At 71.7% G+C, this 25,898-nt stretch carries 23 protein-coding genes; 7 read left to right on the top strand and 16 right to left on the bottom strand.

Translation table 11 applies throughout. The features are described from left to right. Nucleotides 1-9 precede the first annotated feature (9 nt). Nucleotides 10-636 (bottom strand): class I SAM-dependent methyltransferase, encoded by a 627-nt coding sequence (locus ACWC5C_RS14335; RefSeq protein WP_450875697.1) that lies wholly within the window; start codon nt 634-636, stop codon nt 10-12. A 195-nt stretch (nt 637-831) separates the two neighbouring features. On the opposite strand from ACWC5C_RS14335, the gene ACWC5C_RS14330 reads away from it, so the two are divergent. After that, nucleotides 832-1,266: a roadblock/LC7 domain-containing protein gene (locus ACWC5C_RS14330; RefSeq protein WP_450875696.1), complete on the top strand. Its 435-nt coding sequence runs from the start codon at nt 832-834 to the stop codon at nt 1,264-1,266. A 78-nt stretch (nt 1,267-1,344) separates the two neighbouring features. On the opposite strand, the gene ACWC5C_RS14325 is transcribed toward ACWC5C_RS14330, so the two are convergent. Continuing rightward, nucleotides 1,345-1,773: a PPOX class F420-dependent oxidoreductase gene (locus tag ACWC5C_RS14325; protein WP_450875695.1), complete on the bottom strand. Its 429-nt coding sequence runs from the start codon at nt 1,771-1,773 to the stop codon at nt 1,345-1,347. Between the two features lie 120 nt (nt 1,774-1,893). On the opposite strand from ACWC5C_RS14325, the gene ACWC5C_RS14320 reads away from it, so the two are divergent. Together ACWC5C_RS14320 and ACWC5C_RS14315 are read left to right on the top strand one after the other, a co-directional pair. Continuing rightward, entirely contained in the window at nt 1,894-2,298 is a 405-nt protein-coding gene (locus tag ACWC5C_RS14320) for a roadblock/LC7 domain-containing protein (RefSeq protein WP_358619961.1), read from the top strand. Between the two features lie 111 nt (nt 2,299-2,409). Continuing rightward, entirely contained in the window at nt 2,410-3,378 is a 969-nt protein-coding gene (locus ACWC5C_RS14315) for a DUF6397 family protein (RefSeq protein WP_450875694.1), read from the top strand. A 35-nt stretch (nt 3,379-3,413) separates the two neighbouring features. Here the strand turns inward: ACWC5C_RS14315 and ACWC5C_RS14310 are convergent, their stop codons facing one another. Then, a complete protein-coding gene (locus ACWC5C_RS14310; RefSeq protein ID WP_385442802.1) occupies nt 3,414-4,304 on the bottom strand; it encodes an acyl-CoA thioesterase in 891 nt (296 codons plus the stop codon). 52 nt (nt 4,305-4,356) lie between these two features. After that, nucleotides 4,357-6,870, bottom strand: a complete 2,514-nt coding sequence (locus ACWC5C_RS14305) for a DEAD/DEAH box helicase (protein WP_450875693.1) — start codon at nt 6,868-6,870, stop codon at nt 4,357-4,359. A gap of 136 nt (nt 6,871-7,006) precedes the next feature. On the opposite strand from ACWC5C_RS14305, the gene ACWC5C_RS14300 reads away from it, so the two are divergent. Further along, nucleotides 7,007-7,798 carry a metal-dependent hydrolase gene (locus ACWC5C_RS14300; protein WP_450875692.1) on the top strand — a complete coding sequence of 264 codons (792 nt, stop codon included), beginning with the start codon at nt 7,007-7,009 and terminating at the stop codon, nt 7,796-7,798. A gap of 77 nt (nt 7,799-7,875) precedes the next feature. On the opposite strand, the gene ACWC5C_RS14295 is transcribed toward ACWC5C_RS14300, so the two are convergent. Together ACWC5C_RS14295 and ACWC5C_RS14290 are read right to left on the bottom strand one after the other, a co-directional pair. Then, nucleotides 7,876-9,657 carry an ABC transporter ATP-binding protein gene (locus tag ACWC5C_RS14295; protein WP_450875691.1) on the bottom strand — a complete coding sequence of 594 codons (1,782 nt, stop codon included), beginning with the start codon at nt 9,655-9,657 and terminating at the stop codon, nt 7,876-7,878. Beyond that, nucleotides 9,654-11,552: an ABC transporter transmembrane domain-containing protein gene (locus ACWC5C_RS14290; RefSeq protein ID WP_450875690.1), complete on the bottom strand. Its 1,899-nt coding sequence runs from the start codon at nt 11,550-11,552 to the stop codon at nt 9,654-9,656. The genes ACWC5C_RS14295 and ACWC5C_RS14290 overlap by 4 nt, the downstream gene beginning before the upstream one ends. Nucleotides 11,553-11,697: 145 nt before the next feature. On the opposite strand from ACWC5C_RS14290, the gene ACWC5C_RS14285 reads away from it, so the two are divergent. Both ACWC5C_RS14285 and ACWC5C_RS14280 read left to right on the top strand, forming a co-directional pair. Further along, a complete protein-coding gene (locus ACWC5C_RS14285) occupies nt 11,698-12,444 on the top strand; it encodes a hypothetical protein (RefSeq protein WP_450875689.1) in 747 nt (248 codons plus the stop codon). Between the two features lie 179 nt (nt 12,445-12,623). Beyond that, complete coding sequence (locus ACWC5C_RS14280) at nt 12,624-14,015, top strand: cation:dicarboxylate symporter family transporter (protein WP_450875688.1); 1,392 nt, start codon at nt 12,624-12,626, stop codon at nt 14,013-14,015. A gap of 23 nt (nt 14,016-14,038) precedes the next feature. Here the strand turns inward: ACWC5C_RS14280 and ACWC5C_RS14275 are convergent, their stop codons facing one another. After that, nucleotides 14,039-14,494, bottom strand: a complete 456-nt coding sequence (locus ACWC5C_RS14275; protein ID WP_450875687.1) for a MarR family winged helix-turn-helix transcriptional regulator — start codon at nt 14,492-14,494, stop codon at nt 14,039-14,041. A 92-nt stretch (nt 14,495-14,586) separates the two neighbouring features. Here ACWC5C_RS14275 and ACWC5C_RS14270 point away from each other — a divergent pair, with 92 nt between their 5' ends. Continuing rightward, entirely contained in the window at nt 14,587-16,407 is a 1,821-nt protein-coding gene (locus ACWC5C_RS14270; RefSeq protein ID WP_450875686.1) for an ABC transporter ATP-binding protein, read from the top strand. 57 nt (nt 16,408-16,464) lie between these two features. Here ACWC5C_RS14270 and ACWC5C_RS14265 read toward each other — a convergent pair whose 3' ends face one another. The 9 genes from ACWC5C_RS14265 to ACWC5C_RS14225 form a co-directional block, all read right to left on the bottom strand. Next, nucleotides 16,465-17,604, bottom strand: coding sequence for a CaiB/BaiF CoA transferase family protein (locus ACWC5C_RS14265; protein WP_450875685.1), 1,140 nt, complete (start codon nt 17,602-17,604; stop codon nt 16,465-16,467). 101 nt (nt 17,605-17,705) lie between these two features. Further along, entirely contained in the window at nt 17,706-18,674 is a 969-nt protein-coding gene (locus ACWC5C_RS14260; protein ID WP_450875684.1) for an acetylxylan esterase, read from the bottom strand. 112 nt (nt 18,675-18,786) lie between these two features. Then, complete coding sequence (locus ACWC5C_RS14255) at nt 18,787-19,830, bottom strand: LacI family DNA-binding transcriptional regulator (protein WP_450875683.1); 1,044 nt, start codon at nt 19,828-19,830, stop codon at nt 18,787-18,789. Nucleotides 19,831-19,957: 127 nt separating this feature from the next. Further along, nucleotides 19,958-20,815 carry a hypothetical protein gene (locus tag ACWC5C_RS14250; protein WP_450875682.1) on the bottom strand — a complete coding sequence of 286 codons (858 nt, stop codon included), beginning with the start codon at nt 20,813-20,815 and terminating at the stop codon, nt 19,958-19,960. A 154-nt stretch (nt 20,816-20,969) separates the two neighbouring features. Next, entirely contained in the window at nt 20,970-21,758 is a 789-nt protein-coding gene (locus ACWC5C_RS14245; protein ID WP_450875681.1) for an amino acid ABC transporter ATP-binding protein, read from the bottom strand. A 7-nt stretch (nt 21,759-21,765) separates the two neighbouring features. Beyond that, nucleotides 21,766-22,551, bottom strand: a complete 786-nt coding sequence (locus ACWC5C_RS14240) for an amino acid ABC transporter permease (RefSeq protein WP_450875680.1) — start codon at nt 22,549-22,551, stop codon at nt 21,766-21,768. Between the two features lie 15 nt (nt 22,552-22,566). Next, a complete protein-coding gene (locus tag ACWC5C_RS14235) occupies nt 22,567-23,361 on the bottom strand; it encodes an ABC transporter substrate-binding protein (protein ID WP_450875679.1) in 795 nt (264 codons plus the stop codon). Nucleotides 23,362-23,499: 138 nt separating this feature from the next. Then, complete coding sequence (locus ACWC5C_RS14230; protein ID WP_450875678.1) at nt 23,500-23,730, bottom strand: SGM_3592 family protein; 231 nt, start codon at nt 23,728-23,730, stop codon at nt 23,500-23,502. Between the two features lie 108 nt (nt 23,731-23,838). Then, the gene (locus ACWC5C_RS14225) at nt 23,839-25,764 is read right to left on the bottom strand and encodes a glycoside hydrolase family 127 protein (protein ID WP_450875677.1); all 1,926 of its coding nucleotides are present in this window, start codon (nt 25,762-25,764) and stop codon (nt 23,839-23,841) included. Between the last annotated feature and the right edge of the window lie 134 nt (nt 25,765-25,898).

Below are 25,898 nucleotides of genomic sequence, written 5' to 3'. Positions count from 1 at the left end.
CTCAGGTCATCAGCCCTGACGGACCGAGACGGCCAGGAAGCGGGTGTCCTCGTCCGTGTACGTGTCGAGCCGCCAGCCGCAACGGGCCAGCAGCGGTCGCAGGTTGGGCTCGGCCCGCAGGTCGTCAGGGGAGATCGCCCGGCCGTGGCGGGCGGCGAGCGCGGCGCGCCCCACCGGGTGGAACAGCGCCAACGTCCCGCCGGGGCGCACCACCCGGGCCAGCTCGCTCAGCCCGTCCGTGGGATCGGTGAGGTGCGAGATCAGCCCGGCGGCGAAGACCGCGTCGAGACAGCCGTCGCGCAGCGGCAGCCGGGCGACATCGGCGAGGGCGAGCGTCCCGTCCCGGTCCCGCCCGGCGCGTACGGCCGCCGTCAGCATGGCGGGCGTGAGGTCGAAGCCCAGCACGGTCCCCCGGGGGCCGACCGTGGCGCGGAGGGCGGGCAGGGCGCGGCCCGTACCGCAGCCCGCGTCGAGCACCGCGTCCCCGGTGCGCAGGCCCAGGTGGGTGACGGCGGCGGCGGAGGCCGGGCCGTCATCGGGGAAGCGGCTGTCCCAGTCGGCCGCCCGGGGCGTGAAGAAGTCCCGCACACCGGCCGCGGTGTCGCGGCGGTCTTCATGGGCGCGGTCCTGGCGCATGGGGGCTCCTTGGTTTGCCGTCCTGAGAACAGGTTCGGGCATCAAGCGATCGTTCGTGAATCTGTCTCTGTCAAATTCCACCAGGTTCGTAATGCGCCCCTCAATGCGCCCCCTCGCGGGCTAGCGTCCCTGGCCCATGGGGGGACCCCGAGCGCGCCGCCCGCTCGCGGCGTGTGCCGACCGAGGGAGACCGTCATGATCAAGCGCCGCGCCGCCGCCGTCCGCTCGTCGGCCGGTCTCGACCGGAGCCTGCTCGACCCGGGTCTGCTCGACCGGATCCTGGATGAGGGAGTGGCCCGCGCCGCCGGGGTCCGCCACGCCGTGCTGCTCTCGCAGGACGGGGCCGTGCTCAGCGCGTCCCGCGGGCTCTCCCGGCGGGACGCGGAGCAGCTGGCCGAGGTCGCCTCCGGATTTCACGGCCTGGCAAGGAGCGCGGGGCGTCGCGCGCGGCCCGCCCCGGTGCGCCGGACGATGGTCGAGATGGAGAGCGGCACCCTCTTCGTCGCGGCGGCGGCAGCCGGAGCCTGCCTGGCCGTGCTGAGCGCCGTGGCGGCCGACCCGGCCACGGCCGCCGCCGAGTCGGCCCGGCTCGTGGATCGGGTCGGCGAGCACCTGCGCGCCCTCGGCTGACCCCGGAAGGGACGGTGCGATAAAGGTCGGGACGCGACCCTGAACGATTGATTTCGGCCGAATTATTTCATCGTTCGACTAGTCGGCGATATCGGCGACGGCGGCGACCTTTTGGATACGGACCCGCACCAGCAGCTCGCCGGGGACGCCGTTGCGGGCTCCATATTGTTCGGCGAGGTCATCGCCCACATAGCGGGCGGCGATCCGGGTGGCCCACTCCCGTACCTCTCCCAGCTCATCGCTGAGTTCGGCCCGGCCCCGCACCGTGACGAAGGAGAACGGGGGCCGGTCGTCGTCCACGCAGAGGCTGACCCGGGGATCCCGGGCCAGGTTGCGTCCCTTGACCGTGTCCTGCCCGGTGTTGAAGACCAGGTCGTCCCCGTCGAGCAGGAACCAGATGGGCGCGAGATGGGGGCTTCCATCGGCCCTTACGGTCGCCAGTTTGCCGGTGCGGGTGCCCTCGGAGAGGAACTTCTGCCACTGATCCCTCGACATGTTCTGTGCCATGTCCCCATCTTGCGTCAAACAGCGCGGAACGGCCGGAGGGACGGGTAGGGCGGGTTGCCCAGACGGCGGCAGTGAGAAAGGCTGGCACGCAGCTGAAGGGGAATCGGGGAGGAAACGCCAATGGCACTCAGCAAGGGGCTCGACTGGTTACTGGACGACCTGACCCAGCGGATCGCGCAGGTGCGGCATGTGCTGGTGCTGTCGAACGACGGACTGGTGACGGGGGCGAGCGCGACGCTCGAACGCCAGGACGCGGAGCACCTGGCGGCCGTCGCTTCCGGGCTGCACAGCCTCGCCAAGGGGTCCGGTAACCACTTCCGGACGGGCCGGGTGCGGCAGACCATGGTCGAGTTCGAGGAGGGCGTCCTCTTCGTGACGGCCGCGGGTGACGGCAGCTGTCTCTGCGTCCTGAGCGGCCCGGACGCCGATGTCGGGCAGGTCGCCTACGAGATGACGCTGCTGGTGAACAGGGTGGGGGAGCACCTGGGAGTCGAGGCCCGGCAGGAGAGCGGCGCCCCGAGCTGACCGCCGGGGAGTTATCCACAGACGGTTATCCACAGGCCTGACGGACCGTCGTGCCGCGACGCTATCGTCGTCACTGTCAGTGATTGATGGATCGCGGGGGAGGACTTCGTCATGGCAGTGGTACGAGCGGAGCAGGGCGAGCGGGAGCCGCAGGAGGCGCGGGCCGCGAGGGGGACGCGGGCCGCGCAGGAGGTGCGGGAGCGCCGGAAGCCGTCGGGCCCGGCCGGGCCGGGGCAGCCGACGGGCGTCGCGTTCCGCACCGCGGCCCGGATGCTGGGCCTCATGCCGCGCGAATTCGAGCTGGCCGAGCAGCTGGGGGAGGTGCACACCATCACCACCCCCGCCGGGCGGCGGGTGGCGCGGGAGGAGCTGGCGCGGCTGACGAGCGCCGAGGGATTCCCGGAGGTGCTGCGCACCCGGCTGCGGGTGGTCGGCACGGCGGAGGCGGCCGTGCTGCTGGGCATCAGCCCGGGTCGGCTCACCCGCCTGGCGCGCGGCGGCTTCTTCGCCCCGGCCCGGTTCTATGTCAACCGGTACCGGCGGGTGGTGTGGCTCTATCTGGCCACCGATCTGGAGGAGTTCGCCGTCCGCGAGCCGGATCTGCTGAGCGGCCGCACCCCGCCGGGGCTGAGCGCGTCGTTGGCCGCCGGAGAGGACGCACGGGCCGAGAAGTGGCGGGCCCGGCGGATCGGCCAGCTGCTCTCCCGGACCCGGGACCCCTGGGAGCGCGCCGGGGTGCTGGCCGCGGTGCTGGGCGCCGACGAGCTGGCGGTGGCCGTCGGCGATCCGCACGACCGGGACCATGTGCGGGAGCTTCGCCCGGCGCTCGTCCCGGTGCGCCCCGCCGCGGCGGCGGCGCGCAAGGTGATCGACAGGGTGCAGACGGCGGAGGGGGCCCAGGAGATCCTGCGATATCGCGTGGCGCTCGCCGACGCGGTGCGGGAGGCCCGCCGCGTCCGCCCCGCACCCCGGCCGGACGCCGCGGTGGCATCGCTCCCCGCCTGCCGCACCCGGCCCCCGGGCCGGTCAGCGGACCACCGGCCGCGCGGCCTGTGGCGCAGGCTGGTCGGCAAGCGCTGACCCACGGCCAGGCGCGCCGCTCCAGGGCTCAGGGCTCAGCCGTTCTCCGTGGCCTCCGGCGCCGGAGCCAGGGGGCGGAAGAGGCCCTCCTGCACCACAGATACGAGAAGGCGACCCGCGCGGTCATAGATCCGGCCGCGCGCCAGCCCGCGGCCGCCGGTCGCCACGGGCGACTCCTGGTCGTAGAGGAACCACTCATCGGTACGGAAGGGCCGGTGGAACCACATGGCGTGGTCCAGCGAGGCCATGTCGAAACCCCGCTCGCCCCATAGCGGCTCAACGGGCATCCGCACCGCGTCCAGCAGCATCATGTCGCTCGCGTACGTGAGCGCGCAGGTGTGGACGAGCGGGTCGTCCCCGAGCGGTCCGACCGCGCGCATCCACACCGCGCTGCGGGGTTCCGCTTCCCTCAGTTCCTCATCGGTCCAGCGCAGCCGCTCGACGTACCGGATGTCGAAGGGCTGGCGTCGCTCCATCCGCGCAAGCGACTCGGGGAGCGCCCCCAAGTGCTCGCGGATCTCATCGGAGAGCTTCGGCAGGCTCTCCGGCTCAGGTACCTCGGGCATCGGCAGCTGCTGTTCGATGCCCGGCTCCGGGCGATGGAAGGAGGCCGTCAGATTGAAGATCGTCCGACCCTGCTGGACGGCGACGACCCGGCGGGTGGTGAAGGAGCGACCGTCCCGGATCCGCTCCACCTGGTACACGATGGGCACACCCGGCCGACCCGGGCGCAGGAAGTACGCGTGCAGCGAGTGCACCGGGCGCTCCCCGTCGGTGGTGCGCCCGGCGGCCACCAGCGCCTGCCCCGCCACCTGCCCGCCGAACACCCGCTGCAGCGATTCGTCGGGGCTCAGCCCACGGAAGATGTCCACCTCGATCCGTTCCAGATCGAGCAGGTCGACCAGACGCTCGGCGGGGTTGGTCATCGCTGGCGCTCCTTCGCTGAGCGGGTTCGGGGAGGGGACGGCGGCCGGGGTGCTACAGCTGGCCCACGTCGGTGACCCGGACCACGGCCCGGCCCTCCTCGTCGGAGGCGGTCAGGTCGACCTCGGCCGAGATGCCCCAGTCGTGGTCGCCGTTCGGGTCGTCGAAGGTCTGCCGCACCCGCCACAGCCCGTGCTCGGGCTCCTCCTCGATCTGCAGCAGCTTCGGACCGCGGGCCTGCGGACCGGTGCCCAGCTCGTCGTACTCATCCCAGTACGCGTCCAGCGCGGCTCCCCAGGCGTCCTCGTCCCAGCCGGACTCGGCGTCCATCTCGCCCAGCTCCGCCGCCTTGTCGAGCGCGGCCAGCTCGACCCGGCGGAACATGGCGTTGCGCACCAGCACACGGAAGGCGCGGGCGTTCGCGGTGACCGGCCGGACCTGGTCGGCCCGCTCCCGCGCCTCCTCCGCGGACTCCTCCTCCGGATTGGCCAGCTGTTCCCACTCGTCCAGGAGGCTGGAGTCGACCTGCCGCACCATCTCGCCGAGCCAGGCGATGACGTCCTCGAAGTCGTCCGACTTCAGGTCGTCCGGCACGGTGTGGTCCAGCGCCTTGTAGGCACTGGCCAGGTAGCGCAGCACGATGCCCTCGGTGCGGGCCAGGTCGTAGAGCGCGGTGAACTCGGTGAAGGTCATCGCCCGCTCGTACATGTCGCGGATCACCGATTTGGGCGACAGCGGGTGGTCGCCGACCCACGGGTGGCTCTTGCGGTAGAGCCCGTAGGCGTGGAAGAGCAGCTCTTCCAGCGGCTTGGGATAGGTCACGTCCTGGAGCCGCTCCATGCGGTCCTCGTACTCGACCCCGTCCGCCTTCATCGCGGCGATCGCCTCGCCCCGCGCCTTGTTCTGCTGGGCCGCCAGGATCTGCCGCGGGTCGTCCAGCGTCGATTCCACCACCGAGACCATGTCCATGGCGTAGGAGGGGGATTCGGGGTCCAGCAGCTCGAACGCGGCGAGCGCGAAGGTCGACAGCGGCTGGTTGAGCGCGAAGTCCTGCTGGAGGTCCACCGTCAGCCGGATGTGCCGCCCCTCCGCGTCGGGCGTCTCCAGCTGCTCGACGATCCCGCCGTCCAGCAGCGAGCGGTAGATCGCGATCGCCCTGCGGATGTGCCGGAGCTGGTTCTTGCGCGGCTCGTGGTTGTCCTCCAGGAGGAGGCGCATCGCGCGGAACGCGTTGCCGGGGCGAGCGATGACCGACAGCAGCATCGTGTGGGTGACCCGGAATCGGGAGGTGAGCGGCTCGGGGTCGGACGCGATGAGCTTTTCGAAGGTGTTCTGGCCCCAGTTGACGAACCCCTCCGGGGCCTTCTTGCGGACCACCTTGCGGCGCTTCTTGGGGTCGTCCCCCGCCTTCGCGAGCGCCTTCTCGTTCTCGACGACATGCTCGGGCGCCTGCGCCACCACGAACCCGGCGGTGTCGAACCCGGCGCGCCCGGCCCGGCCCGCGATCTGGTGGAACTCGCGCGCCCGCAGCGTCCGCACCCGCTGCCCGTCGTACTTCGTCAGCGCGGTGAACAGCACGGTCCGGATCGGTACGTTGACGCCCACCCCGAGCGTGTCGGTACCGCAGATGACCTTCAGCAGCCCGGCCTGGGCCAGCCTCTCCACCAGCCGCCGGTACTTCGGCAGCATCCCCGCGTGATGCACCCCGATTCCGTGCCGGACATAACGCGACAAGTTCCGGCCGAACTTGGTGGTGAAGCGGAAATTACCGATCAGCGAGGCGATCTCGTCCTTCTCCGCCCGCGTGCACATGTTGATGCTCATCAGCGCCTGCGCCCGTTCGACCGCCGCGGCCTGGGTGAAGTGCACGATGTAGACGGGGGCTTGCCGGGTCTCCAGCAGCTCGGTGAGCGTCTCGGTGAGCGGCGTCGTGCGGTATTCGTAGCTCAGCGGCACCGGCCGGGTCGCCGACCGCACGACCGCGGTGGACCGCCCGGTGCGCCGCTTCAGGTCGTCCTCGAACCGCGTCACATCGCCGAGCGTCGCCGACATCAGGACGAACTGAGCCTGCGGCAGCTCCAGCAGCGGGATCTGCCACGCCCAGCCCCGGTCCGGCTCGGCATAGAAGTGGAACTCGTCCATCACCACCTGGCCGATGTCGGCGTTCTTGCCGTCCCGCAGGGCGATGGACGCCAGCACCTCGGCCGTACAGCAGATGATGGGGGCGTCCGCGTTGACCGACGCGTCCCCGGTGAGCATCCCGACGTTCTCGGTGCCGAAGATCTTGCACAGCTCGAAGAACTTCTCCGAGACCAGGGCCTTGATCGGCGCGGTGTAGAAGGTGACCTCGTCCCGGGCCAGCGCGGCGAAGTGGGCGCCCGCGGCCACCAGGCTCTTTCCCGATCCGGTGGGCGTCGACAGAATGACGTTCGCACCGGACACCACTTCGATCAGCGCCTCCTCTTGGGCGGGATAGAGGGAGATGCCCCGCTCCTCGACCCAGGTCGAGAACCTCTCGAAGAGAGTGTCGGGGTCGGCTTCGCTCGGCAGCTGATCGATAAGAGTCACGCACCTATACTGCCTGGTTTCCCTGGCGGGGCGGGAACCGGCTGTGCGGACGAAGATCGTCCGTCGCTAGGGTGTGGTGAGCCGATGCAACCAACTCCCGCACCAAGGCGGGCAAGAACAGGGGCGGGGTACGACCATGATGGGACCGGCGCATTCGCTGTCCGGAGCGGCAGCCTGGCTGGGGGTGGGCGCGGCGGCCGCCGCGGCTGGCCACGAGATGCCCTGGCCGGTGCTCGTCGTCGGCGCGCTGATCTGCGCCGGAGCGGCGCTCGCCCCCGACCTCGACCACAAGGCGGCGACGATATCCCGCGCCTTCGGGCCGGTCTCCCGGGTGCTGTGCGAAGTGATCGACAAGCTGTCGTACGCGGTCTACAAGTCGACCAGGAAGCCGGGCGACCCGCGTCGCTCGGGCGGCCACCGCACCCTGACCCACACCTGGGTCTGGGCCGTCCTCATCGGCGCCGGATCCTCGGCGCTCGCCCTGGTCGGCGGCCGTTGGGCGGTGCTCGGCATCCTCTTCGTCCATATGGTGCTGGCGGTCGAGGGGCTGCTGTGGCGCGCGGCGCGGGTCTCCAGCGATGTCCTGGTGTGGCTGCTCGGCGCCACCAGCGCCTGGATGCTCGCCGACATCCTGAACAAGCCGGGCAACGGCGCGGACTGGCTGTTCACCGCGCCGGGCCAGGAGTACCTGTGGCTGGGGCTGCCGATCATCCTCGGCGCCCTCGTGCACGACATCGGCGACGCGCTGACCGTCTCCGGCTGCCCGATCCTGTGGCCCATACCGATCGGCCGCAAGCGCTGGTACCCGATCGGTCCGCCGGAGGCCATGCGCTTCCGTGCTGGCAGCTGGGTCGAGCTGAAGGTGCTGATGCCCGTCTTCATGATGCTCGGCGGCCTCGGCGGGCTGGTCGCCCTCGGCATCGTCTGACCGGGACACTCCTCAGGACGGTCCCGGTCCGGGCGATGCCGGTACCGGGACCGCCGGGGCGGCGGCGCCCCGGGGTGTCACTGGTGCCAGGAGCGCCACAGCGCCGCGTAGGCGCCGTCGGCCGCCACCAGCTCGTCGTGGCTGCCCAGCTCGCTGATCCGGCCCGCCTCGACCACGGCGATCACATCCGCGTCATGGGCGGTGTGCAGCCGGTGCGCGATGGCGACCACGGTCCGGCCCTTCAGCACCTGGGCCAGCGACCGTTCCAGATGGCGGGCCGCCCTCGGGTCCAGCAGCGAGGTGGCCTCGTCCAGCACGAGGGTGTGCGGATCGGCGAGCACCAGCCGGGCCAGCGCGATCTGCTGCGCCTGCGCCGGGGTCAGCGCCAGCCCGCCCGAGCCGACCTCCGTGTCCAGGCCCTCCTTCAGCGCCTGCGCCCAGCCGTCCGCGTCCACCGCGGCGAGCGCCGCCCACAGCTCGGCATCCCGCGCGGAGGTCCGGGCCAGCAGCAGGTTGTCCCGCAGCGAGCCCACGAACACATGGTGCTCCTGGTTGACCAGGGCGACATGGCTGCGCACCTGCTCGGCGGGCATCCGCGCCAGCTCCGCGTCGCCCAGGGTCACCCGGCCGGTCCGCGGGCCGTAGATACCGGCCAGCAACCGGCCCAGCGTCGACTTGCCCGCGCCGGAGGGGCCCACCAGCGCCAGCCGCGTCCCCGGCGGCACCGTCATGGACACCTCGTGCAGCACATCGCTGCCCTCCCGGTAGCCGAACCGCACGTCGTCCGCCCGCACCTCACGGCCGACCGGCGCCACCCCGGCGTCGGCCGGGCCCGGCTCGATCTCCCGCACTCCCACCAGCCGGGCCAGCGACACCTGCGCGACCTGCAGCTCGTCGTACCAGCGCAGAATCAGCCCGATCGGCTCGACCAGCATCTGCGAGAGCAGCGCCCCCGTCGTCAGCTCGCCCACCGACATCCAGCCCCGCAACACACAGACGCCGCCGATCATCAGCACCGAGCCGGTGATCAGCGTGTAGCTCACGTTGATCACGGGGAACAGCACCGAGCGCAGATACAACGTGTACCGCTCCCATGCGGTCCATTGCTTGATCCGCAGCTCGGACTGGGCGATGCGGCGGTCGCCCAGCCGGTGGGCCTCGATGGTCCGGCCCGCGTCCACGCTCTCGGTCAGGGACGCGGACACCGCCGCGTACCCGGCCGCCTCCGAGCGATAGGCGCTCGGCGCCCGCTTGAAGTACCAGCGGCAGCCGATCACCAGCACCGGGAGCGCCACCAGCACCGCGAGCCCCAGCGGCGGAGCGGTCACGGTCAGCGCGCCCAGCAGCAGGCCCGTCCACACCACACCGATGGACAGCTGCGGGACCGCCTCGCGCATCGCGTTCGCCAGCCGGTCGATGTCGGTGGTGATCCGGGACAGCAGATCACCGGTCCCGGCCCGCTCCAGCACGCCCGGCGGCAGCCCCACCGACCGGACGAGGAAGTCCTCGCGCAGATCGGCCAGCATCTGCTCGCCCAGCACCGCACCGCGCAGCCGCACCATCCGCACGAACACGGTCTGCACCACGAGCGCCACCGCGAACAGCGCGACGGTGCGCTCGATATGGAGGTCGTCCTTGCCCTGCGACAGGTCCTCGACCACCCCGCCCAGCAACTGAGGGCCGACCATCGAGGCGAGCACGGCGGTGGCGTTCACCGCCATCAGCACGGTGAAGGCCTTCCGGTGCCGCCGCAGCAGCTCACGCACATAGCCGCGCACGGTGGTGGCCGTGCCGACCGGCAGTGTCGTCGCCGACTCCGGTGCGGCCGGGTCGTAGGCGGGTGGCGCCACGCCGATCATGCCGACTCCTCGATCTGTTCCTCGATGATCTTTTCCCCGGCCCGTTCCAGCTCCGTGAGCCCGCCTCGGCCGCCGCCCTGGGCCCGGACGCCGTCCCGCTCCCCGCCGCCGTCCGGCTCCCGGGTGACCACCGCGCGATACGCGGGATCGGTGCTCAGCAGTTCGCGGTGGCTTCCCACCCCCGCGGCCACGCCGTCGTGCACGAACACCACCCGGTCTGCCTGGTCCAGCAGCAGCGGGCTGGAGGTGAACACGACCGTGGTCCGGTCCGCCCGGAGCCGTTTCAGCCCCTCCCCGATGCGTGCCTCGGTGTGCGAGTCCACGGCGGACGTCGGTTCGTCCAGCACCAGCACCTCCGGGTCGGTCACCAGCGAGCGGGCCAGCGCCAGCCGCTGCCGCTGGCCGCCCGAGAGCGAGCGGCCGCGCTCGGTGATCCGGGCGCCCATCGGGTCCCCGTCGCCGGAGTCGGCCAGCGAGGCCTGCTTCAGCGCCTCCAGCACATCGCCGCACTGGGCCGCATCCAGCGCGTCCCGTGGCGGCACCTCGCCCGACCGAGGTACGTCCAGCAGCTCGGTGAGCGTTCCCGACAGCAGCACCGGGTCCTTGTCCTGGACGAGTACCGCCGCGCGCGCGGTGGCCAGCGAGGCGTCATCCAGGGCCACTCCGCCCAGCAGCGCCGAGGGCGCACCGTCACCGTCACCGTCCCCGGATTCCGCACCGTCCTCGGCGGGGTGACCGCCGAGCCGGTCCGCCATCCGCCCCGCCGCGTCCGGATCACCGCACACCACCGCGGTCAGCTGCCCGCTCGGAGCCAGCATCCCGGTGGCCGGGTCGTACAGATCGCCGGTCGGCCGCGCCGCGTCGGGACCGGCCGCGTGCGCGTCCTGGTTCCCGGCCGAGGGGCGCCGCAGCGCCAGCACCCGGGCCGCGCGCCGCGCCGAGGGCCGGGAGAAGGAGTACGCCATCGCGATCTCTTCCACATGACGGAGAGGAAACAGCAGAAACGTCACCGCGCTGTAGATCGTGACCAGCTCGCCCACCGTGATCCGCCCGCTCCCGGCCAGCACCGCCCCGTACCAGACGACCCCGATCAGCAGCATCCCCGGCAGCACGACCTGCACCGCCGCGATCAGCGCCCACATGCGCGCGCTGCGCACCGCCGCGGTCCGCACCTCCTGGGAGGCCCGCCGGTAGCGGCTCAGGAACAGGTCCTCGCCGCCGATACCGCGCAGCACGCGCAGCCCGGCCACGGTGTCCGACGCCAGCTCGGTCGCCCGCCCCGCCTTCTCCCGCTGCTCATCGGCCCGGCGCGCCGCCCGCGGCAGCAGCGGCAGCACCGCAAGCGCCAGCGCCGGTACGCCGAGCGCCACCACCACGCCGAGCGCGGGCTGGTAGATCACCAGCGCCACGCACACCCCGACGGTCGTGATGGCGGCCGCGGTGAAACGGGACAGCGCCTCCACGAACCAGCCGATCTTCTCGACGTCCCCCGTGGACACGGCGACGACCTCGCCCGCCGCCACCCGTCGGGTCAGCGCCGAACCCAGCTCGACCGTCTTGCGGGCCAGCAACTGCTGCACCCGCGCCGCCGCCGTGATCCAGTTGGTGACCGCCGCCCGGTGCAGCATGGCGTCGCCGAGCGCGGTGAGCACGGTCAGCCCCACCATCAGCGCCCCGGCCAGGGCGAGCCGCGAACCGGAACGGTCCACGACCGCCTGCACGCCGAAGCCGATCGCGACGGGAAAGCACACCAGGGACCCCATGTGCAGCAGACCCCACAGGGCGGCCTTGATCTGCCCGCCCAACTGGTTCCGGCCCAGCCAGACGAGGAACCGGGTACCTGACCGTACGTCGGGCAGTCCCGGGTCGGAATACGGAAGATCGCGAATGCGCATGACGTTCCAGAGCTAGGGCGGCGGCGGAGAAGGCAAAGAGACGTGAAAGGTTGACTCTTCACGGGTGCGAATTTCAACTGGTTTTCCCGCAGGGGGACGGAACACGCCAAACCCGCGCGCGCCGGGCCCACGCCGGAGTGGGACGATGGGGCCCATGCGAATCTCCGGCACGGTGTCCATGCGTACGGCGGTCGTGACCGCCACTGCCCTCGCCCTTCTCACCGCCTGCGGCGGAGGCGGGAACGGCGGTGGCGACAAGGGCGGCGGCCAGGGAAAGCACGCGATGGGCAGCAAGGCGCCGAAGCCGGACCCCACCCGCATCCCGGAGGTGGGAAACGCCCTCCAGTCCAAAATCCCCGGAAACGCACGGCAGGTTGTCGCGGTCTACGGCAAAGGAGTGAACTCCGCCGACGCGACCGTGGTGCTGTACACCAAGGAGGGCAAGGACTGGAAGCGCGCCCGTAGTTGGGCCGGTCACAATGGCAAGCACGGCTGGACGACGCGTCATCACGAGGGGGACAAGCGCAGCCCGGTCGGCGTCTACACGCTCAGCGACGCGGGCGGAGTGCTCCCGGACCCCGGCGCCCGGTTGCCGTACTCCGAAACGCCCGCCTTCGCCGCTCCCCACTCCTGGCCCAAGTCGCACTGGACGGACTTCAACTACGTCATCGCCATCGACTACAACCGGGTCAAGGGCACCTCACCGCTCGACCCGACCCGGCCCGAGGGGCAAGCGAAGGGCGGGAGCATCTGGCTGCACATGGACCACGGCAGCGGTACGTCGGCCTGTGTGAGCCTGCCCAAGTCCGGCATGGAGTATCTGCTGAGGAACCTCGACCCCGACCGGCACCCGGTGGTGGTGATGGGGGACAAGGCGCACCTGGCCGCCTGAGCCCCGGCGAGGCACGGACGTAACACAAGGACATCAGGGTTTTCGCGGCCGTTACACGGAACTCATCGGCGGAAACGCGCGCTCGGCCATAGTGGCGGCTGCGCGGAAGTAATTTTCCGCATCTCAGAAGTCCCTGGAAGTCCCCGGATGTCCCTGGACATCCCTGCCGAGGAGTCCCCGTGCCGCACCCCTCACCATCCGTCGCCCGGCGCGCAGCGAGAGTGCTGCGCACATCGCTGTTCACGCAGGTCGCCTGCGCGCTCGTTCTCGGAGTCGCGGTCGGACGGCTGTGGCCGGATGTGGGCACGGCCGTCCAGCCGCTCGGCGACGGCTTCATACGCCTGATCAAGGCGGTCATCGCGCCGCTCGTCTTCTGTGTGGTCGTCGCGGGCATCGCGAAGGCCGGTGATCTGAAGGCGTTCGGGCGGATCGGGCTGAAGGCGCTGATCTGGTTCGAGGTGGCCACCACGGCGGCGCTGATCCTCGGTCTGCTCGCCGCCAATCTGGTCGGGCCCGGCACCGGTATGCATGTCGATCCGTCCTCCCTGGACGGCTCGGCCGTGGACGACCAGACCTCCGGCGGCCAACTGCCGTCGGCGTCCCAGTTCGTGCTGGAAGCGCTGCCGGACAGCGCCGTCGGCGCCTTCGCCGAGAACTCCCTGCTCCAAGTCCTGGTGCTGGCCTGCCTGGTGGGCGCGGCCGTGCTGCACCTCGGCAAGACCAAGGTGCCCGCGATCCTCCCGGCCATCGAGCAGGCGCAGCAGGTCGTGTTCGCCGTCGTCGGCTTCCTCATGAGGCTCGCGCCGCTCGCGGTCTTCGGCGCCATGGCCCATCTGGTCGGGGAGTACGGACTGGGTGCCCTGTCGACGTACGGGAAGCTGATCGCGCTGTGCTACGGCGTCGCGCTGCTCTTCCTCGTCCTGCTCGCCGTGGCTCTCAAGGCGGTCACCGGGCTGAGCCTCTGGAAGTTCGTCCGGTACAGCCGTGAGGAGATGCTGCTCGCGCTCGGCACCGCCTCCAGCGAGAGCGTGCTGCCGCGCATGATGCAGAAGCTGCGGGCGGCCGGATGCCGCGAGGACGCGGTCGGTCTTGTGCTGCCCACCGGCTACTCCTTCAACCTGGACGGCGCGTCGATCTACTTGTCCATCGGCACGCTGTTCATCGCCCAGGCGGTCGGCGTCGACCTGAGCCTCGGCCAGCAGATCACCGTCATCCTCGTGCTGATGCTCACCAGCAAGGGCATGGCGGGCGTGCCCGGATCGGCCTTCCTCGCCTTGTCGGCCACCGCTTCGGCCCTCGGGACGATCCCGGCCGCCGCCGTGGCGCTGCTGCTCGGGGTGGACCGGATCATGGACTCGATGCGGGTGGCCACCAACCTGCTCGGCAACTGTGTGGCGGTCTTCGCCGTCGCCCGGTGGGAGGGCGCGCTGGACACCGAACGGGCCAAGCGGGTCCTCGCCGGTGAGGAGCCCGGTGACGAGTCCGGCGATCAGCCCGGCGGGAAAGCCGGTGAGCAGGCCGCCGTCCCGGCGGCGGCCCCCGTGGTACCGGCCCCGGCCGCGCGCGGCTGACCGCCTCCCGGCGCCCCCCCGCGTCAGCAGCGGCTGCCGGGGGGCCCGGAGAGGCTGTCGAGCAGGTCGCCGAGGGCGTCACGCTGCTGATCGCTCAGCGGTGCCAGGACGTCCTCGGCGGCGGCCCGGCGCGCGTCGTGCAGGGCGCGCAACGTCGAGCGGCCGGTCTCGGTCAGCTCGATCCGCACCACCCGTCGGCTGGACGGGTCCGGCGCACGGCGTACTGAGCCGTGCGCCTCCAGTGCGTCCACCAGCGAGGTCACCGCGCGCGGGACCACCTCCAGCCGCTCCGCGAGGTCCGCCATCCGCGGCGGCCCGTCGTGGTGTGCCACGGTGCGCAGCAGCCGGGCCTGCGCCGGGGTGATGCCCAGCGGCTCCATGTGGCGCTTCTGGGCGCGCTGCAGTCGGCGGGTCAGGCGCAGCAGCTGCTCCGCGAGGCGACCGGATGCCTCGGGGCCGGATGTCTCGGGGGTGGACATGATCGCAGTCTATCGGACCCCGCTCATTGTGAGTATAGGTAACAGTGAGCTATCCTCGGTAAGTCCGTGCCGTCTGCCATCAGAAGGAGCCCATGCCTCACGACACACCGCCGTGGACCCCGTCCACCCCCGACCCGGAGCGGCCCGCGCAAGTGCGGCGCATCCTCCGGCTCTTCCGCCCCTACCGCGGCCGTCTCGCCCTGGTCGGCCTGCTGGTCGCCGCCTCCGCCCTGGTCTCGGTCGCCTCGCCGTTCCTGCTCCGCGAGATCCTCGACAACGCCATCCCCGAGCGGCGCACCGGTCTGCTGACCCTGCTCGCCCTCGGCATGATCGCGGCCGCCGTCGTCAACAGCGTCTTCGGCGTCCTGCAGACCCTCATCTCCACCACCGTCGGCCAGCGCGTCATGCACGACCTGCGCACCGCCGTCTACGACCGGCTGCAGCGCATGCCGCTCGCCTTCTTCACCCGCACCCGCACCGGCGAGGTGCAGTCCCGGATCGCCAACGACATCGGCGGCATGCAGGCCACCGTCACCTCCACCGCGACCTCGCTGGTCTCCAACCTCACCAGCGTCGTGGCCACGGTCGTCGCCATGCTCGCCCTCGACTGGCGGCTGACCGTCGTCTCGCTGCTCCTGCTGCCGCTGTTCGTCTGGATCAGCCGCCGGGTCGGCAACGAGCGCAAGAAGATCACCTCGCAGCGGCAGAAACAGATGGCGACCATGTCCGCGATGGTCACCGAGTCCCTGTCGGTGAGCGGCATCCTGCTCGGCCGCACCATGGGCCGCTCCGATTCGCTCACCCAGGAGTTCGGCCGGGAGTCCGAGCGTCTGGTCGGCCTGGAGGTGCGGGCCAGCATGGCCGGCCGCTGGCGGATGTCCACCATCGGCGTCGTGATGGCCGCGATGCCCGCCATCATCTACTGGGCCGCCGGAATCGCCCTCCAGACCGGGGGCCCGGCCGTCTCCATCGGCACCCTGGTCGCCTTCGTATCGCTGCAGCAGGGGCTGTTCCGGCCCACTGTGAGCCTGCTGTCCACCGGGGTGGACATGCAGACCTCCCTCGCCCTCTTCGCCCGCATCTTCGAATACCTCGACCTGCCGATCGACATCACCGAACCCGCCCGGCCGGTGCGGCTGGAGACGGTGCGCGGCGAAGTCCGCTTCGACGGCGTCGACTTCGACTACGACGCCCAGGACCCGGCCTCGCCGCAGGGGACCCTGCGCGGGATCGACCTGACCGTCCCGGCGGGCGGCAGCCTGGCCGTCGTCGGGTCGACCGGCTCCGGCAAGACCACCCTCAGCTATCTGGTGCCCCGGCTGTACGACGTGACCGGCGGCCGGGTGCTGATCGACGGGGTCGACGTCCGGGACCTCGACTTCGACAGCCTCGCCCGCGCGGTCGGCGTCGTCTCCCAGGAGACCTATCTCTTCCACGCCTCGATCGCCGACAACCTGCGCTTCGCCAAGCCCGACGCGACCGACGCGGAGATCGTCGCGGCGGCCGAGGCCGCCCAGATCCACGACCACGTCGCCGCCCTCCCCGAGGGCTACGACACCCTCGTGGGGGAGCGGGGTTACCGCTTCTCCGGCGGGGAGAAGCAGCGGCTGGCGCTGGCCCGGACGATTCTCCGCGACCCGCCCGTCCTCATCCTCGACGAGGCCACCAGCGCCCTGGACACCCGCACCGAGCACGCCGTGCAGAAGGCCATCGACGGCCTCACCGCCGGGCGCACCACCATCACCATCGCCCACCGGCTCTCCACCGTGCGCGACGCCGACCGGATCGTCGTCCTCGACGGCGGCCGCGTCGCCGAGCACGGCACCCATGAGGAACTGCTCGCCCAGGACGGCCGCTACGCCGCCCTGGTGCGGCGCGACGCCCAGCTGTCGCCCGTCGTCCCCGTCGCGTAAGCCCCCCCGAAGCCCCTGTAAGCCGTAAGCCGTAAGCCCCGGAGCCCGGTGCGTCCGTCAAGAGAACTCGGCGCGCACCGCCTCCGTGTGCTCACCCAGCGCGGGCACCGGCCGCAGCGCCGCCTGCCGCCCCGCCACCTCGACCGGCGGCAGGAGGCCGCGCAGCGGCCCGACGGGCGAGCCGAACTCGCCCCAGCGCTCCCGGGCGGCCAGCTGCGGATGGTCGGCCAGCCCCGCGACGTCCCGCAGCCGGGCATTGGCGATGCCCGCCCCGTCCAGCAGGGCCACCAGACCGTCGGCCGTATGGTCCGCGAAGGACCGTTCCAGCTCGGCCGTCAGCTCCTCGTCATGGGTGCGGCGCAGCGGATTGTCGGCGAAGCGCGGATCGCGGATCAGCTCCGGGCGGCCCACGACGCGCTCGCACAGGGTGATCCACTCGCGGTCGTTCTGCACGCTGAGGAACACCTGCGCGCCGTCGCCGCAGCGATAGGCCCCGTACGGGGAGATCGACGGATGGCGGGCCCCGCTGCGCGTCACCCCGCCTCCGCCGTAGGCCTGCGCGAAGTACGGATGGCCCATCCACTCGCCCAGCGCGTCGAGCAGGCTGACGCTCACGTCCGTCCCCGCGCCGGTGCGCTCCCGCTCGTACAGCGCGGTGAGGATGCCGGTGTACGCGTACATCCCGCCCGCGATATCGGCGATCGAGATCCCGGGCCGGGCGGGCTCCTCGGGGCTGCCGGTGATCGACAGCAGCCCCGCCTCGCACTGGACGAGCAGGTCGTACGCCTTCTTGTCGCGGTACGGCCCATGGCTCCCGTAACCGGTGATCGCGCAGTTGATCAGGCGTGGATGGCCGGCCCGCAGCGCGTCCGCCGAGAGCCCGAGCCGGTCCACCGCCCCTGGCCCGAGGTTGTGCACGAACACATCGGCACGGGCCAGCAGCGCGTCGAGCAGGGCCCGGTCCGCGGCGTCCTTCACATCGAGGACGACGCTCTCCTTGCCGCGGTTGACCCACACGAAGTACGCCGACATGCCCTTGACCTCACGGTCGTACTCCCGGGCGAAGTCGCCCCGCCCCGGCCGCTCCACCTTGATCACCCGCGCGCCGAGGTCGGCGAGCTGGCGGGTGGCGAACGGGGCGGCGACGGCCTGTTCGAGGGCGACGACGGTGATGCCGTCCAGGGGCTGTGCGGGCATGGGGCGACTCCTTCGGTACGACTCCGCCACGACGGACAGCCCCTGTCTTCCCCGCGGTGAGCGGCCGCCGAACACCGCTCACCGCGCCGGATCCGGCCGGTTCAGCCGAGCAGCTTCCGCAGATAGGCGATCTGCTCACCCTGCTGGTGGGGGCCGCCGCCCTCGTGGCCGTTGAAGGACCACACCTTCAGCTCCTTCTCGCCCGCGTAGTGGTGGTACGCGGCGAAGCCGCACGAGGTCGGGGTGGTCGCGTCGCGCAGGGCGGTCGAGAAGAGCGCGGGCGCGGTGGCCCGGCCCGCGAAGTTGAGGCCGTCGAAGTGGTCGAGGGTCGCGAAGACCCGCTCGGTGAGATCGCGCTGACCGGCGCAGAAGCGGGCCAGCTCGCCATACGGATCGGCGTCCGTGATCTCGACGGCCCGCCGGATGTGCGTCATGAACGGCACGTCCACCAGCGCCGCCGTCAGATCCGGCACCAGCCCGGCAGCCGCGAGCGCCATGCCGCCGCCCTGGCTGCCGCCGCTGACCACGATCCGGCCTGGGTCGACCAGCGGATGCGCGCGGGCGGCCTCCACCGCGCGCACGGCGTCGGTGTACAGCCGCCGGTAGTAGTAGGTGTCCGGGGAGAGGATCCCCTGGGTCATCTTGCCCGGCGCCTCGGGGCCGGTGCCACTCGCCGGATCGGGGGTGACACCGGGGGAGTGCTGGGCCCAGCCCTGGCCCCGGGTGTCCATGACGAAGACCGCGTAGCCCACCGACGGCCACAGCAGCCAGTTGTGCGGCAGGCCCCGGCCGCCGTTGTAGCCGATGTACTGCACCACGCACGGCAGCGGGCCCGTGGCCTCGCGCGGGGCCAGCAGCCAGCCGCGTATCCGGTGCCCGCCGAACCCGGAGAACTCGACGTCGTACGTGTGCAGCCGGGCCAGGCCCGTGTCGGTCTCGGTGAAGACCGCGTCCAGATCCACGGTGCGGGCTTCGGCGAGGGTGCGCGACCAGAAGGCGTCGAAGCCGTCCGGCTCCGGCAGCGGGGGCCGGTATGTGCGCAGCTGGTCCAGGGGAAGATCGACGAACACGGGGCGAAGACCTCCGGGGAATCGGTACGGCGATGGCCAGGGGCGACGTGGCAAATGTGATGCGCGGCCGCCCCGGATTGTTCGGACATCCGATCAGCGTTCGACTTATCGGTCAAGAGGAAGTACGGGCCGGGGGAGCGGTACTGGACCGGACGACGAGCCGCGTGGACAGCTCGGTCCGCGTCCCCTCCGGAACCTCCCCCGCTCTCAGCCGCAGCAGCGTGCGCAGCGCCGTCGCCGCCATCTCGGACAGCGGCTGTCGGACCGTGGTGAGCGCCGGTGTCGTCCAGCGGGCCTGCGGCAGATCGTCGAACCCCACCACACTGACGTCCTCCGGCACCCGCAACCCCCGCTCCCGCAGCGCCCGGTACGCGCCGAGCGCCATCGGGTCCGAGCACGCGAACACCGCCGTCGGCGGCTCGGGCAGCTCCAGCAGCTCCGTCATCCGCTGGTACGCACCGGCCTCGCGGAAGTCGCCGTAGCGTACGTACGACGTCGGCACCCGCAACCCCGCCGCGGCCATCGCCGAGCGGAACCCGGCCACCCGGGCGCCGCTGCACACCTTCCGCCGGTATCCGCCGATCACCGCGATCCGCCGGTGTCCCAGCCCGAGCAGATGCTCCGTCGCGCTCACCCCGCCCTGCCAGTCGGCGGCACCCACGGACGCCACGCCCGGCGGCGGCACCGCCCCGGGGTCGATCATCACGAACGGGACCCGGTGCTCATCGAGCCAGGCGTACTGGGTGGGCGTCAGCTCCAAGAGGTGGAACAGCACCCCGGAACTGCCCCGGGCGCACAGCTTGTCCAGCCAGCCGCGCTCGGGCCGCCCGTCGCGGAGGCGCGGCAGCCCGGCCGACACCACCACCTCGAGGCCCGCGTCGTGTGCCGCCGCCTCCACGCCGTGCAGCACCGCCCCCGACCACGCGCCGTCCAGGGAACGCACCACCAGATCGACCAGGGCGGGCGGCCGGGGCGACTCCAGGCGCGGCTTGCGGACGTACCCCAGGCGGTCCAGGACCTCGCTGACCCGGCGGCGGGTATCGGGCGCCACGTCCTCGCGGCCGTTGACCACCTTCGAAGCGGTCGGCACCGAAACCCCTGCCTCACGGGCGATGACCGCCAGCGTCGGACCCGTCGACCCCGGGGAACGCGCCATCGAGATATCCCTTCCCGAAACCGCCCAAGCGCGACACCGACCGGGCAGAAACCGGTTACTACATTAAGGCCGCCTCAACTCGGACGGGAAGACCCGGGAGTTGAGGCGGCCCCTCGCTCCGAAACCGTCACAGGCCGTAGCGGTTCTTCAGATGGCGCCAGAAGTCCCGGTACATCCACTTGTCGAATTCGGTGATGCGGTCGGCGGATCCGGCCTTCATGAGGAAGCCGCCCACGCCGGTCGGGGACCAGTCGTAGAAGTCGTCCAGACCGTAGGTGTGCCCGATCTCGTGCAGCAGGATGTGAATGTTGTCCTGGTTCACCGTGCTCAGCATGTACTCACTGCCGATGCGCTGCCCCCAGTCGCCCCCGGCGCCGCCGCCGAAGCCCTTGGTCAGCCACAGCGACTGGTCGTAGTGGCGGGCCGCGCCGCCGGGGCACTTGGAGTAGTTGCCGTCCTGGTGGAAGAAGCGGCCGCAGTCCGGGGCGCACTGCGGGGCGCCGCCGCCGTCCAGGAGTCCGGTGTAGATGTCGACCGAGTTGTCGCTCCACTGCAGCGTGGAGCGGTTCTTGACGGCCCAGCCGACGATCTTGACTGGGACTTCCTGGTACGGGAAGTTCTCGAACCCCGCGACCTGGTCGATCCACTTCTTCGACTGGCGCTTGAGCGCCGTATGGATCTGGTCGCGCACCTGCGCCGTGACCGGCTGGTCGGATTCCCAGCGGACGCAGTAGTTCAGGCTGCCCTTGTTGGCCATCACCTGATCCCAGCCGTAGTTCTTGAAGCCGTACAGGTTGGGATAGGTGGACTCGACGTGCCGCCAGACCTCGTTCAGCGGCTGGACGAGGTTGCTCGGCGGGTTCCAGGTGTCCGACGCGCCCGTCCCGGCGGCGTCGGCGGGTGCGGTGAATCCGATGAGGGACAGCGCCCCGGCCGCGGTGGCGGTCAGGAGGGCGCGTAATCCGCGAAATCTTCGTTCGCGCATGGCGGCTCGCTTCCGTGTGGGGAACGGGAGCGGGCGGCGCACCCCCCGGGGAGTGGCCGTACGGGGACGCCGCCCGCACCCTCCAGTCGCCCCCGCGGCCCGGAAAGTTGCCGCCCCTTCCCGGATGCGCGCGGACTGACAAAGCAGCGTGCGCTCAGCCGCCGGTACGGGCGTCCTTGGGGCCGGTGTCCGGGACCTCCCCCACCCGGGCCGCGGCCGGGTCCAGCACCCGGGTGAGGAACGCCCGGGTCCGCGGATGCCGTGGCGCGGCCACCACCTGTTCGGGGCCGCCCTCCTCCACGACCACCCCGTCGTCCATGAACACCACCCGGTCGGCGACCTCCCGCGCGAAGCTCATCTCATGCGTGACGACCAGCATCGTCATCCCCTCGTCGGCCAGCGCCCGCATGACCGCGAGCACGTCCCCGACCAGCTCGGGGTCGAGGGCCGAGGTCGGCTCGTCGAACAGCATCAGCTCCGGGTCCATCGCCAGCGCCCGCGCGATCGCCACCCGCTGCTGCTGCCCGCCCGACAGCTGTGCCGGATAGGCGGCCTCCTTGTCGGTCAGCCCGACGCGGCGCAGCGTCTCCCGCCCGATCCGCGCCGCCTCGGCCTTGTCGCGGCGCAGTACCCGCCGCTGCGCGATGGTCAGGTTCTCCAGCGCGGTCAGATGCGGGAAGAGGTTGAACGCCTGGAACACCATGCCGATCCGCCGCCGCACCCGGTCGATGTCCACATCCGGGTCGGTGACCTCGGCCCCGCCCACGGTCACCGAGCCCGACGTCGGCTCCTCCAGCAGGTTCACACAGCGCAGCAGCGTCGACTTGCCGGAGCCGGACGGCCCGATGACACAGACCACCTCGCCCCGCTCCACGGTGAGGTCGATGCCCTTCAGCACCTCCAGCCCGCCGAACGACTTGCGCAGCCCCCGGATCCGGATCACGCTCCGGTCACCTCGCCTTCGCGGTACGGGCTTCCAGCCACCGGACCAGCTGGCCCAGCGGAACGGTGATGAGCAGGTAGCACAGCCCGGCGACCAGGATCGGGGTGAGGCTGCGGTGCTGATTGAGCGCGTCCCGGCCGAACTTGGACAGTTCGTACTGGTCCAGGGAGAGCCCGAGCAGATAGACCAGGGACGAGTCCTTGGTCAGCAGGATCAGTTCGTTGGTCAGCGGCGGCAGCACGATCCGGAACGCCTGCGGGATGACGATCGAGATCATCGCCCGGCCGTGGGACATGCCGAGCGAACGCGCCGCCTCCATCTGCCCCTTGGGCACGGCCCGGATGCCCGCGCGGATCGTCTCCGCCATGTACGCGGCCCCGACCAGACCGAGTGCCAGCATGACCGTCACATACCGGTCCAGCGCCACCTGGAAGGCGAGCGGCACGCCGAAGCCGAGCGCGATGAACACCAGCAGCGCCGGTACGCCGCGGAAGAACTCGATGTACGCCACCGACAGCCACCGGTACGGCGGCACCTGCGAGAGCCGCATCAGCGCGAGCAACAGCCCGGCCACCAGCCCGAAACCGAAGCCGAGCAGGGTGTAGACCACGGTGTTGACCAGGGCGGTGGTGATGATGTCGGGGAACTGGGACCGGGCGACGTCCGCGTCGAAGAACGCGCGGCGCAGTTCACCCCAGTCCGCGGCCAGGACGATGGCGAGCAGCACGGCGGCGAGCACGGCGTACTGCACCGTCCGTACCGCCCGCGTCCGCTGCCGACGGGTCATTGCCATAACGGTGCGGACTCCTCAGCTCCTGGGCGCGGTGCCGAACCACTTCCGGTAGATCGTGTCGTAGCGGCCGTCCTTCTTCGCGTCCGCGAGCACCTGGTTGATCTTCTTGCGCAGGGCGTCGTTGCCGGTGCGCACGGCGATGCCGTACTTCTCCCCGGTGCTGAACTCGGCCGTCACCTCGGTGTCCGGGTTGTCCTTGACGAAGTCGTACAGCACCCCGTTGTCGTTGATGCCCGCCGCGACCTGTCCGGTCTTGACGGCGGAGACCAGCAGCCCGAGGTCCTCGAACTGGACCAGCGTGGCGCCGACGGCCCGCTTCTGGGCGTAGGTCTCCCCGGTGGTCCCCTGCTGGACCGCCAGCCGCTTGCCCTTGAGGTCGGCGAGGGTGCGGTGCGGCTTGCCCTTCCGGGTGAGCAGCGCCTGGGTGGCCTCGAAGTAGGGGCTGGAGAAGTCCAGGTTCTTCTCCCGGACGGCGTTGATCGTCATCCCGGCCGCGGCGACGTCGCAGGTGGAGGTGTTGAGGTCCTCACCGGACTGGATGCCCTCGAAGGGCGTGTCCACGATCTCCTGCTTCACCTTCAGCTCCGAGGCGACGAGATCGACCAGATCCACGTCGAAGCCGACGATCTTCTTGCCCTGCCGCGACTGGAAGGGCGGATAGGGCAGATGAGTGCAGGTGGTCAGCTTCCCGGACTTCACCAGGCTGATGTCCGGGCCGCCGGAGTCCGACGGTTTGGTGCTGGTACAGCCGACGAGCAGGGCGGCAGCGGCGGCAGTGGCTATGACGGGCAGCGCGGAGCGAGCGGACACGGCACCTCCGGGACATGGTCGGCGAACGACCCCACGAGACACGTGATCAATGCGTCGGCCCGCATCCTGCCACTCTCCGTGCCGCCTTGACCCCGCCGTGTGCGTTGCGAGCGCATAACGGCGAGGAGGGCGCGCCCGCTAGCGCCGCCGTCGCCGCCTGCGGCGCTTGCTCCAGAACCACCCGGCCGGTGGCTCGTCCGCCCGCCAGGGCTGGGGCTCGGGTGCGCCGCGCCGCCGCCAGCGCGCGGTCAGCATGCGGGTGCGCGCGGCGGGCTCGGCGACCTCCGCGCCCCGGATGAAATCCTCGTCGAGAACGACCTCGTCCCAGCCGTCCGCCTCGTCCCCCCGGTCTGTGGAGCCGGTGCTCAAGGGGCACCTCCCGTCCGCCCGTGTGCCACTCGGGCACGAAGCGTGTTCCTGGAGCGGGAAACGTGTAGGACGCCCGCCGAGTTCCGAAGCGCTCAGGTTCCGCGGCGCTCAGGCGGGGATCCAGACCCGCATCGGCCCGGCCTCCCGGTTCGCCCAGGCGTAGTAGGGGATCGCCGTGACGCGCACCGGGTCGCCGACGCCACCGATGTCGCCCCCGCCGCCCGGGTACGGCCACCAGCCGTCGGGCGGGGCCGCCCTGCGCAGCGCCCGGGCCATGATCACGGTCACCCCGCCCAGCAGCCGCCTCCGGTGCTCGGCCACCAGATCGGTGCCCGCGTCGAGCGTGAGGCCGTCCAGCCGCAGCCCGGCGGGCTGGTCCGGCTGCTCCAGGCAGTACACCAGCGGTCCGTACTCGATCGCGGCGCAGCCGCGCACCGCGTCCACCCGTGGGTCGGGGCGGGTCAGCCGGGGCGTCAGCGGCAGGGTCAGGACCACGGTCTCGCCCGGCCGCCAGCGGCGCCGCAGCCGCAGCCAACCGCGCTCCGCGCGCCCGGTCACCGGCTCGCCGCCGACCGTCGCCTCGTACCGGTCGGCCCAGTGCGGAATGCGCAGCGACAGCGTCCAGTCCGCGTCCGCCGGAGCCTCGTCCACGACCACCGCGACCCGGCCCTCCCACGGATAGCCGGTGCCCACCCGCACCGCCCCGCCGCCCGCCGCGTACACCCCCGACGCGTACTGGTGCAGCTGCAGGCCCCCGGCGTCACCGCTGGCCATGTAGTACGGCAGGGAGGCCAGCAGCCGCATCACATTGGGCGGGCAGCAGGCGCAGCGGAACCATGGCGTCCGCCGCGCCTCCTGGTCGCCGTGCGCCGCCGTCCGGCCGTCACGGACCTGGAGCGGGTTCACATACAGCCAGCGCTCGCCGTCCAGGGAGACTCCGGACGCGAAGCCGTTGAACAGGGTCCGTTCGATCAGGTCGCTGTAGCGGGCGTCCCCCGTGAGCAGTGCCATCCGCCAGCTGAACTGGATCGAGGCGATGGCCGCGCAGGTCTCCGCGTACGCCCGGTCCGGCGGGAGTTCGTACGCGTCGCCGAAGGACTCCAGGTCGTGCCGGGAGCCGACGCCGCCGGTCAGATAGGTCTTGGTGGCGACCATGTCCTCCCACAGCCGCACCAGCGCGTCCCGCAGCTCCCGGTCGCCGGTCTCGGCCGCCAGGTCCGCGGCCCCGGCCAGCAGATACAGCTGGCGCACCGCGTGTCCGGCGACCGCCCGCGCCTCCCGCACCGGGACGTGGTCCTGCCAGTAGGGCGCCCCGGGGCGCGGCCCGCCGTCCGTCCCGCCGTCGCCGAGCGCGCCCGTACCGCGCCGGTCCACGAAGTACCCGGCCAGATCGAGATAGCGCCGCTCGCCGGTCTCCCGGTACAGCTCGACCAGCGCCGTCTCGATCTCCGGGTGCCCGCACACCGCGTCCACGGCCTTGCCCGGGCCGAAGACCGCGTCGATGTGATCGGCGAACCGCACCGCCACGCCCAGCAGTTCGTCCCCGCCGGTGGCCCGCCGATGCGCCACGGCCGCCTGGAGGAGATGGCCCGCGCAGTACAGCTCGTGCCCCCAGTGCAGCTCCGTCCACCGCCGGGCGCCGGGTCTGGCCTGGTAGTACGTCTGCAGATAGCCATCCGCGCCCTGTGCGCCCGCCACCAGGGCCGCCAGCCGCGCCACCTGCGCGGCCAGCTCCCCGGCGGCGGGCCCGCCCGGCTCCTCGGCGAGCTGCCAGGACGCGGCCTCCAGCCACTTGTGCACATCGGAGTCCTGGAACGGGAAGTCCCCCGTGAACCCCTCCGCCGCCTCCCCGGCGGCGGCCCGCAGATTGGCCAGATTGCCCGCCTCCTCCAGCCGCTCCGGCCCCTGCGGAACGCTGACCTCGGCGTTGACACGCCGTTTCGCGGCCCAGAACCCTCCGGTGATCCGGGCCGTGACGGGCGGCCGGAGAGCGGTGTGCGCATCCTGCGAGAGCCGGATCGGTCCTACGGACATCTGCCTACCCCTTACCCCGTACGTTCCGTGGCGGCCATGCCTTCCACGGTCTGGCGGGCCGCACGCGCCCTGTGGTCCATTCCACTGCACTTCGGCGCGGGAGTCAGGAGGTGAGACGGGGGAGATCGCGATGC

The sequence above is a fragment of the Streptomyces sp. NPDC001700 genome (assembly GCF_053596435.1).
This window is presented reverse-complemented; position numbering and strand designations above follow the sequence as displayed.